This window comes from Candidatus Anstonellales archaeon (genome assembly GCA_038869735.1).
Lineage (GTDB): Archaea > Micrarchaeota > Micrarchaeia > Anstonellales > CG1-02-47-40 > JAWCQO01.
This window is the reverse complement of record JAWCQO010000014.1, coordinates 1-10,236: the sequence shown is the minus strand read 5'-3', so window position 1 is coordinate 10,236 and position 10,236 is coordinate 1. Positions and strand designations below refer to the sequence as shown.

9 protein-coding genes are annotated in these 10,236 nt (G+C 40.6%); 1 reads left to right on the top strand and 8 read right to left on the bottom strand.

What is annotated here, in order from left to right; genetic code table 11:
• From QXF67_04535 to QXF67_04515, 5 genes are all read right to left on the bottom strand, one after another.
• Positions 1 to 1,811 (bottom strand): right-handed parallel beta-helix repeat-containing protein (locus QXF67_04535; protein MEM3060769.1); only part of this gene is annotated, 1,811 nt, incomplete at its 3' end.
• A gap of 126 nt (positions 1,812 to 1,937) precedes the next feature.
• Positions 1,938 to 2,669, bottom strand: a complete 732-nt coding sequence (locus QXF67_04530) for an NAD+ synthase (GenBank protein ID MEM3060768.1) — start codon at positions 2,667 to 2,669, stop codon at positions 1,938 to 1,940.
• A 5-nt stretch (positions 2,670 to 2,674) separates the two neighbouring features.
• Positions 2,675 to 5,356, bottom strand: coding sequence for an HAD-IC family P-type ATPase (locus QXF67_04525; protein MEM3060767.1), 2,682 nt, complete (start codon positions 5,354 to 5,356; stop codon positions 2,675 to 2,677).
• Positions 5,357 to 5,375: 19 nt separating this feature from the next.
• A complete protein-coding gene (locus QXF67_04520; protein MEM3060766.1) occupies positions 5,376 to 6,890 on the bottom strand; it encodes a helicase-related protein in 1,515 nt (504 codons plus the stop codon).
• A 41-nt stretch (positions 6,891 to 6,931) separates the two neighbouring features.
• Positions 6,932 to 8,062, bottom strand: a complete 1,131-nt coding sequence (locus QXF67_04515) for a tetratricopeptide repeat protein (GenBank protein MEM3060765.1) — start codon at positions 8,060 to 8,062, stop codon at positions 6,932 to 6,934.
• 168 nt (positions 8,063 to 8,230) lie between these two features.
• Between QXF67_04515 and QXF67_04510 the strand changes: the two genes are divergently transcribed.
• The gene (locus QXF67_04510) at positions 8,231 to 8,443 is read left to right on the top strand and encodes a histone family protein (GenBank protein MEM3060764.1); all 213 of its coding nucleotides are present in this window, start codon (positions 8,231 to 8,233) and stop codon (positions 8,441 to 8,443) included.
• Between the two features lie 269 nt (positions 8,444 to 8,712).
• Here the strand turns inward: QXF67_04510 and QXF67_04505 are convergent, their stop codons facing one another.
• The 3 genes from QXF67_04505 to QXF67_04495 form a co-directional block, all read right to left on the bottom strand.
• Positions 8,713 to 9,060: a hypothetical protein gene (locus tag QXF67_04505; protein MEM3060763.1), complete on the bottom strand. Its 348-nt coding sequence runs from the start codon at positions 9,058 to 9,060 to the stop codon at positions 8,713 to 8,715.
• A gap of 492 nt (positions 9,061 to 9,552) precedes the next feature.
• The gene (locus tag QXF67_04500; protein MEM3060762.1) at positions 9,553 to 10,014 is read right to left on the bottom strand and encodes a hypothetical protein; all 462 of its coding nucleotides are present in this window, start codon (positions 10,012 to 10,014) and stop codon (positions 9,553 to 9,555) included.
• Positions 9,902 to 10,236: hypothetical protein (locus QXF67_04495; GenBank protein MEM3060761.1), on the bottom strand; the 335-nt coding region annotated here is incomplete at its 5' end. The genes QXF67_04495 and QXF67_04500, both read right to left, overlap by 113 nt.

The following is a 10,236-nucleotide window of genomic DNA, read 5'->3' as shown; positions in this document are numbered from 1 at the left end:
GCCGATGTTAAGTTCGAGCAGGAAGATATGAAGATTGGTGGGGGATAGTTCCATGTGCAACCAACCTGCCCAAAGTCTTTAAAGTCAAGTGGATTGTTGCATGCGTTGTCATATGCATAGGATATATTAGAGGATTTGTTGTCTATATCTATAGAGTTTAGGCCAAGAGTGTTGTTTGCGATATAGGTGTTGTTTGAGTATGTTATGTTTATTCCAAAGTATGAGTTTGAGATAAGAGTGTTGTTTACTATCCTGATGCTATTTTTAGATGGATTTATGACCTTTATGCCTCCACCTAAATTGTTGTTGATTTGATTGTTAGATATGTTTGGACCAGGAGTAGTAGAATACACAGTAACGTATACGCCTGGACCAGTATTGTTTTCCACTACAGAGTTAGAGAGGTTACACATGTCCCGAAGCCATAGGCCTCCCTCTCCGTTGTTGTACACTGTTACATTTCTTAGATTAATGCCTATTGAATCAACAGACTCCTGGTCGTTGTTTGAAGTACCATTTAGACCCCATCTAGTGTTATTAAATATTGCTGTGTTTTGGATGAGGGCTAGAGAAGATGAGTAATGGGGTCCGATTAAAATTCCGTCTCCGTTGTTGTATATTTCTGAATCCTTAAGTATTGTAGTCCCGGACAAGTTTCTACGTAGCAGTATTCCATAAATTTTGTTATCAAAGACATGTATGCGCTCGTAGGTGTCGCTTACACCTCCTGCTATACCCCTTGTATTGTTGTATATATACACGTCAGAATATGTTCTCCCACCGAGATAGTAATTAGAGGACTGGGAAACACCAGCAGAAGAAAAGTTGTATATCCTCACGTTTTTGATGAAGATGTTTGAGCCATACGTGCCAGACGAGCCTGAGGTGTAAAAATAAATACCAGTACTGCCTTTTGATAAGTTTGAATTTGTTATGTTTATTTTATTTCCGCCATAAGAAGCAGATTCACCAGTTAGTATAATGCCATACGTGGTTGATGAATTTATAAGCGTGTTGTCTATCTGTGAATACACAAGGAGAGAAGCACCACTTGCGTCAATTCCATAGGAAGACTCTGAAATGAGTGAATTGTTTATTGTGATAAGACTGCAGTAGCCATTAGGTAACCAGATTGCTTGGTCTTGCTTTATGAATTTTGAATCATTAATAAGAATGCTTGAGCTTCCCTCAAGACTGACGCCATCAGCGGTAGATGTTTTTTTATCCCTTACGACAATTTGTGTAAGGTTGTTGAATGATGAAGAGGTCAGATTTAAACCAACATATGAATGGTTGGTTATGTTGGTTAAGGTTATGGTATTGTATTTTGTGTTGGAGCCATGAAAGTGGATTCCAGTAGAAGAGTTTGATATCTGTACGTTTTTAACTTTGTTGTCTCCTGAGATATCGGCAGCCCTGCCATCAAAGAATATGCCAAAGGTTGAGTTTTCTATTATAGTGTCTGTTACGTTTGAGTAAATGGTTGAGTTTAAGAGTGCCCCTATTGAGAAATTTGCTATTCGGCAGTTCTTTATCTCAAGGTAGTCATAGCCTTCTGTTTGTATTGCTTTTCCTAAAGATTGTGCCGTGCCGGTTCCGGTTATACTGAAGTTCTGGCAGTCAAGGACAATTGAATTTGCAGTTATGTTAAAGCAGGAAAGAGCATTTGTTGAGATTGAGGAGATGAGAGTATAAGTTGTTCCTTGAGTATTGAGGTTTGCGCAGTCTGAAACATCTATTGAAAAGGTGATGCTGACCAGCAGAGAGAATAGAAAAAGAGCATAAGTAACTATTCTCCTGCTAATCTCCATGGTGTGATTTTCTGTGGAGAAGCTTAAAAAAGTTATTAAAGGATAGGGAGAGACGATTTTTTGTGCTCTGAGTTTCTCTTGCTAATCTTCATGGTGTGATTTTCTGTTTAGAAGCTTAAAAAGTTATTAAAGGATAGGGGGAGAGGATTTTTTGTGCTCGGAGTTTTTCATAAGTTTTATGATTCTTTTTGCAAGCAGTTCTTTTGGCTTTATGCCAGCTTCAAGTTTTCTTAAAATAGAGTCTATTTTTTCGTAACTGGCGCCTAATTCTTTTTCTGCTGTCTGGTCGCGCCAAAGCCTTGGTGAGGGTGGCTTGCAGTATATTTTCTTGGGTATTCCAAGCTGTTGCGCAATTTGTTGTACCTCTGTCTTATATAAGCTGCCAATAGGTAGCAAGTCGCAAGCGCCATCGCCATATTTTGTAAAATACCCTATTGAAATCTCGCTTTTGTCTCCGGTTCCTACAACCAAGCCGTTAAGCTCGTTTGCGATTGCGTATAGTATAAGCATCCTAATTCTTGCAACGATGTTTCCAGCTGTTTTTTTGTTTAGTTTCTTCATAAGAATTCGTTTAAGGACAGTTGAGCAGATAAGCGCTATTTGGCTTATGTCTGCTTCTAATTTTTTTATTTTCAGTAGTTTACAGATGATTTTGGCATCAGAAATATCTCTTGATGGGGTGATGGTGGTTGGGAGGATGACGCCTATAACATTTTTACTTCCAAGAGCTTTTGCACAGATGGCTGCAGCAACTGCAGAATCGACTCCTCCGGAGATTCCGACTACGGCTTTTTTTCTTTTGGCATGTTTGAAGTATGAGCGCAGCTTAAGAATTATTCGCTTAACTCTTGCATTCATATTCATCAATACTCTGTTTGGCTCTTGAAAAAGAATTTTTTGATTTCTTCAAGGACGATTATGGTCATTGATGTCGTGATGATTATAACCCAATCATTGGGTTCAAGAGAAACTGTCTGGAAATAGTGCTGGAATATCGGGTTGTAGATGATGGAGATGTGGAGCATTGCGGCAAGAATGATTGCAATGTAGAGATATTTGTTTGAGAACAACGAATGTAGAAGTGAGCGTGACTGGCTCTTGCAGTTTAGCGCATTTGCAAACTGGAAGAAAACGAAGGTTGTAAATGCGGCTGTCCCTGCTTTTATAGGCTCATTTGATTTGTAATAAGAAAAGACGGCAAGTGTTCCTGTAGCCATTATAACTCCGGCGAAAAGGATTGCAAGTATTAGGTTTCTTGTAATAAATGGAGTTTTTGGGTCGCGAGGTTTTCTCTGCATCGTGTCTGAAGAAGAAGGCTCAAATCCAAGCGCAACTGCTGGCGGCCCGTCCATGATTATGTTAATCCACAGCATCTGAAGAACAGTTAGTGGGATACCAAGACCCCAAAATTGGGCTGAAAATAGTGTTAGTATTGCCGCAACGTTTGTCGAAAACTGGTATCGGACAAAGGATTTAATGTTGTCATAGAGCCTTCTTCCATATTCAATTGCATTTACGATTGTTGCAAAGTTGTCATCTGTTAGGACCATATCAGAAACTTCTTTTGCAACATCAGTCCCGGTAATTCCCATTGCAATACCTATATTTGCCTTTTTTATTGCAGGGGCATCGTTTACTCCGTCTCCGGTAACAGCCACGATTTCGCCTGCAGCCATGAGGGAGGAGACTATTTGATATTTGTGATGGGGGGATGCGCGAGCTATCACCTTTATTTTAGCTAGCTCTTGGACAAGATTATCAGCTGGAATTGCATCTATTTGGTCGCCTTCCAAAACCTCATTTTCGTTTGTGGCTATCTCAATCTCTTTGGCAACGGCGTATGCGGTTTCTTTTCCATCTCCAGTTATCATAATTACTTTTATACCGGCATTCTTGCACTTTCTAATTGCTTCGTATACTTCAGGTCTTGGCGGGTCAGTCATTCCGATTAAACCTACAAAAATTAAAGAGGATTCCATAAATCTTGTAGTGGGCCTCTTAGGCACTGAATGGACTTCTTTGTATGCAACTGCAAGTACGCGCAAATCATTTTTTGAAAATTCACTGTTTTTCGAGTAAATTTTATCTACGTCATCCTTGGTTAAGGGACGGACTCCGGACTCAGAAAGTATGCGGTTGCATCTCTTCAAAACTACTTCAAGTGCGCCTTTTACATAAATTGTTTTTTTATCTTCGTGTCTGCGGCACACCGACATTATCTTCCGTTCTGAATCAAACGGAATTTCCCATATAAAGTGGCTCTTTGCCCGTTCGGATTCTATATTGTATCCAAATTTTTTTGCCATGACTAAAAGCGCGCTTTCTGTTGGGTCGCCTACAATAGTTTGTTTTCCATCGCTTTCGACAATGCTTGCATTATTGCATAAAGATGATATTTCGATAAGCTTTTCAAGGCGTGAATGAAGGGTTCCTATCTGCCGTGGTCCTGAAAGCACAAACTCTCCGATGAATGAATCAGGCTGCCCTGCTACTTCATATTCCCCGCCCGGAAGGAAAATTCTCCTTACACCAATCTTGTTTTTTGTAAGAGTTCCTGTCTTGTCTGTGCAGATTACGGTGGTGCTTCCGAGAGTCTCAACAGCAGGAAGCTTTCGTATAATGGCATTTCTTTTTGCCATACCTTGCATTCCTATTGCAAGCGTAATTGTTATGATGGTTGGAAGGCCTTCTGGAACGGCCATAACTACAATTATGATGCTTACAAGAAACATTTCATTAAAATCTCTCTTGAAGAAAAAAACGCCAAGGACTAGGTAGGTAAGGGCAAGTATAATGATGTAGGCTAAAAGCTTTTGGCCAAGTTCCTCCATTTTTTTCTGCAATGGAGTTTCTTCTTTCTCTGTCTCTGAAATGGTTTGAGCTATTTTTCCGAATTCCGTATTCATTCCTGTTGCAAAAACTATTGCCCTGCATCGTCCACGGTTAATTGAAGTGCCTCTAAAAATGATATTTTTTGAATTGAGGAGAGGAGTGCTTGGGTGCTCTCGCATAGCTTGTTTTTCGACTGGTTTTGATTCTCCACTTATAATAGCCTCATCACATGATAGGTTGACTGATTCTATGAGCCGCGCGTCAGCAGGGACTTTGTCGCCTTCTGATAATATTATTACATCGCCAGGAACGAGTTGGGATGAAGGAAGGACGCTCATCTTTTTGTCGCGAAGGACTCGAACTGTGCTTTTCTCCATCTTTTTTAGGGCTTCAAGAGAACGCTCTGCTTTATATTCTTGAATAAAGCCGGATAGGGCTGCAAGCAAAACCGCAACAAAAATGCCTATGCTGTCTTCATAGTGTTGGATTCCGATAGCTATTGCCCCGACAATTAATAGTAGAGAGATTATTGGATTTTTAAATTGCGAAATGAATAATGATAAAGGGCTCTCGGGCGGCTGGGTTTTAAGTATATTCTGGCCAAATTTAGAGAGGCGATTCACTGCTTCTTGCGAACTGATGCCTTCCGGAGAAGATGAGAGGAGTCGGTATACTTTCTCTAATTTGGCGGAATGTATTTTATCTATTTTCATGGTGTTTAGTTTTGATAATTTAATTTAAAAAATCACTTATGAGCGTCTGGCCTGTCTTCTTTAGTCTTGGCATTGGTGTCTTTTTCTCTTCTGTGTTGTTTTTCTTTTCTCCCTCTTTCTGAAGGCGTCTTACAGTGTGCTTCATTATTTTTTCTTTTTTTCTTGCGCTCCAAAAATAGGCTTCATCTCTTGTGTTCTCAGTAAATAGGATGATGACGTTGCCTGCTTTTGCACGTCCTGCTCTGCCGCGCCGCTGGATTGTCCTTATCGCTGATGGGATTGGCTCAAAGAAGATAACGGTATCCACTGCCGGTATATCAAGGCCTTCTTCACCGATTGAGGAAGCCACCAAGACTTGAAACTGCCCTTCCCGGAATCTTGCGATAGTTTGCTCTTGGTCTTTTCGCGTTACACCTTCTCTTTTTCCAACAAACCGCTCAGCTGCAATCCCTGCCTTTTTTAGTTCTTCAACTACGAAGTTTATTTGGTCTCGGTACTGGACAAACGTTATTATCTTTTCATTTGGCCTTGCAGAGATTAGTTCTATTAGCTTTTTCATTTTTGGGTGCTCTGGAAGTGAACTACTTGACAAAAGAAATTTTTTGATGGCCGAAGCATTGAGTATCCTGAGTATTGCTTTTGTTGCTTTTTTTGATTTTAGCTTTTCGATGTAGTTTAAGAAGGCTCTAACTCCCTGAGTTTCCAGAAGCTCTGACAGATGTATGAGGTTGAAAAGCGTTGAGTAATGGGAGATTGCTCCGTATTTTGATGGTGAATTTGAAGAGAAGAGTCTTTCCCTTATTTTTAAGAGAGATTTTTTAGAAATAAGCTTGACTGGATAGCCAAGCTTTGAGAGATTTTCAGCTTCCTTTTTTATTAGTTCTGAGATAGTGGCCCGAAAGGCTAAAAGTTCTTGTGGGAGTCTTACGGGAATGAATGAAAGCTTAAGATTTTTTACGTATGGTTTGACGTCTGGGTCTTCTTCTGTTCTGATTTGAACGTTTGAGATGTAGAGTGCGGAGACTATTTCTTCTATTTTTTTCTTGTCTGACCCGGGAGAGGCAGTTAATCCGACAATAAGGCAGTTTTTTTCCCACGCTTTTTTTGCCAAATAAGTATAAGCATAATTTCCAACTGCTCTGTGTGCTTCATCGAAAAGAACATAGACAAAATCGAAATCAGTTCTTCCAGATTCAACGTCATTTTTTAGAGTTTGGGGTGTAGAAACGCAAACGCGTCTTTTCCACATGCTTATTCTTTGACTTGGACGTAGCTCGCCTGAAATAAGAGCTACTTGCGAAGGTGGGAGATTTGTGACTGCAAGTATAGTTTCATAATGTTGCTTTGCAAGAGGTTTTGTTGGTGCAAGGATTACACATTTTCCCTCTAAAATTTTATGTTGCAGAACAAGAAGAGCGATGAGTGTCTTTCCTAATCCTGTAGGAAGAACGACTAACGAGTTATTGTTTGGAAGAATGGTATTGACTATGGATAACTGGTATTCCCGTGGAGATAGTGAAATGGATATTTGCATTTTTAGTTTTGGTGAGCGTGTGGCTTTTAATATCTTGTGTTTTATTGCTCAGATGCTTCTTTAGTAGTGTTTGCAAGTTGCATGCGCATGGTTATCTTTTTTAGTTTTTTTATTGCTTTTGTGTGCTCCGGATTGATGGAGATGGCTTTTGAGAGATGAGCAATTGCTGATTGAAGGTCTCCGTGGCTAAACAAGAGGCAGCCGATTTTGTAGTGGAGGTCTGCATCATTAGTTTTTACCCGTGAAAGATTCTCCAAAACATTTGCTGCTTCTTTATATCGATGAAGGCAGATGTAGAGAGTCGAGAGGGCGTTGTAGAACTTTTCGTGTTTTGGCGCAAGGCGAATGGCTTCGTTATAAGCCAAGATTGCGGACTGATAATCTTCAAGTTTGTGACAGCAAAAAGCAAGCGCTGCGTGGTTGAGCGGATTGTGGGGTTGAAGCTGTATGGCCTTCTCAAAATATTGAGCGGCATAGAAATAGTTTAGCGGGTCTTCTTTCTCCCGGCGACTCCAGCACAATCCAAGATAGTAATGGACAGTGTGTTGGCAGTAACCTAAAATCAATGCGTGTTGAAAGAATCGTTCGGCAGACTCAAATTTGGAGTGATTTAAAAGAAAACGACCCATCACAAAATATGGCAGAGGGGAGAGGGGTTTTTTTCGTATGGTATTGAAAAGCGCCTTTCGGGCTTCTTTTTTCATTCCGGCCGAGTGGAATATCTTATATAAGCCATAGTGAGGAGACCATAAGCTATCGTCAAGTTCGATTGCTTTGTTATACATTTGTATTGCCTCTTTGGTTTTTCCGTTGTTGTTTAGGACTTTAGCAAGGAGACATATTAGCCGTGGATTAGTTGAATCTATATCAACTGCTTTCCTAAGATAGACTTCGGCTTCGATTGACCGGGAAGTCAATAAAAGAAGCTTACCAAACTTATAGAGAACTTCGGAATTTTGAGGCTTCTGTTGGAGTGCTTGTTGATAGAACAGCTCCGCTTTCTTGTAATTTTTGAGTTTTAGATAGGTGTCTGCCATCAACAGAGCCACTTCTGCAGAGTTATTTTCTGGTGATTTTTCCCTCTTGAGGGGCACTTGTGTTGAAAAGAAATTTTTGCGTTGGTAAAGGGCTGCGGTTTTCTTAGCTAAGTTTTTTTTCTGCGGTACCATCATTTCCGTTCTTTGGAAAAATGGAGGTTTTTGCAAGGACAACATCACCCTTAAGAGGAAATAAAAAGCAAAAGAGCCAATTAGTTTATTGTTGATTTTGTTTTAATATGTTTATACATTCGTGAAGAGGTTTTATAAACCGTTTTTTGCCAAAAGAAGATTGGTGAGCGTATGATTTTGCCAATTGCGCCTGTAGAAAGATTAATTAGGAATTCTGGGGCTGACAGAGTATCGATAGAAGCTGCAAGGGAGCTTGCGGATTTTCTTGAAAAGCAAGCCATGATAATATCTGGAAAGGCTATAAAGTATGCAAAGCATGCAGGAAGGAAGACTGTCACTCGCGAGGACATAATTCTTGCCCTTGGGGAGCTTGGGAAATCCTGAAGAGTCTGACAAAAATGTATTTACTCTAATGCCAGGACTGCTGCCAAGGCTTACTTAGGCTGCCTGATCCTTATTTTTTGTTTGATTCGACCTTTTGACACAACTCTTTGACGTTTCTGACATAACCTGCGAACTGCCATTTATGATTAGTTTTCTCTTAATCCTGCTTCTCTTCTTTTCGTCTACAAATAGAAGTCTTTTTGACGAAACAGGTTTATAAGTTGGCAAAAGCTCATTATTCGCCGCAAGCTTGGACTAGAGACGGTTGCTCAACGAGTGTGCTGGCAAGACCTCATGTACGCTTCGTCTGCTTCGCTTACAAGGCCTGCTTCTTTGAGAGCTGCATAGGGGAAACCAGAATAATAACTATTCAAAAGCCCGGCAAGGCGGTTGGAATGGAAATCGAACTGGGTTATATCTCTTGGGTCTTTTTTGAGTACCTCCTCAACAAGGAACTTTACTGCAGCGATTCTTGTACTTTCTTCAGTCCATCTCCCTCTGGTAAGGCGCACATATCGTGGAAGACCGCTTATGATTACCAACACATCTGAAGCAGATGAACTATAGGATCTACCGGAAATTTTATACCAGCCATTTTGCACCCAGAAATCAACCATTGTTTTTTTGACCTGATTCAAGACTTGCTATAAGTTTCTGGATTTCTGCAAGTTCAGGCGATTTATCCCTTGGTTTTATGAGTGGATTTCTTTCCTCTGCTTGTCTTGCTTTTTCAACTAGACGTTGAAAACCTCCCTGTGAAATAGGGTTTTTTGATGCTGGAGGCTCTGCCTATGTTTCATGTATTAATATGTGTAAAAGTGGTATATGAAGGTTATCTGGCTAAGGGCTTATTAGCAAACCATTTGACATTTATGGAGAAACTTCTGATTATGGATAGAAGATTATGGATAAAGGCACCGCTGAAGTTTCTTGATGGCGTAGGCATCTCTTATTCTATGGTTTTAGGATACTCGTCTCTAACAACAACCTCTTATTTGGTTTTTTTAGGATACTGCATATGTTACTGCAACCAAAAGCAAGCCTAAAGAAAGGCTCTCTTCCAACATTCTATCCACTCAGTTTCCAACTCCGCTTATAGTCCCCATCACCTATTCCATAACCGATTCCCAAGAATTCTCCATGAATTTACCATCTCGAGTTATGAGCGGTAGACATGTACCATACTTCGGTGGCAGAGCTGGACTATACTTGTATGCGTCTGTTTGCGGAGAGTTACGTGCTTCCCTCTTTGGCTCCTGCTCCCTCTCAGAGCTTCTATTTTCACCTGCACTGGAATTGTTCTCCTGCTTTTCTTTGGAAGTTAGTGGGTACCAGAAACCAAAATTTAACATTACTTCTACCGCACGCCTAATTTCAATTCCATCGTCCGGCTCCTGCTCCCTCTCAGAGCTTCTATTTTCACCTGCACTGGAATTGTTCTCCTCTATTTTTTGCCATTTAGCTTTCCCTCCCCCTAACGGACGACGTTGAAGCGGCGGTAAAGTCCCAAAAGGAAGACGCCCGTCTGTGGTTTGGGGCTCCTGTTGGTTTTCCTTCTTTTGTTGCATCATTTCTTGCCATTCTTTCAATAATTTCTCTCCCCCCATTTGTTGCATCATTTCTTGCCATTCTTTCAATAATTTCTCTCTCCTCATCTCCAACTGAGGACGTTGAAGCGGCGGTAAAGTCCCAAAAGGAAGACGCCCGTCTGTGGTTTGGGGCTCCTGTTGGTTTTCCTTCTTTTGTTGCATCATTTCTTGCCATTCTTTCAATAATTTCTCTCCCCCCATTTG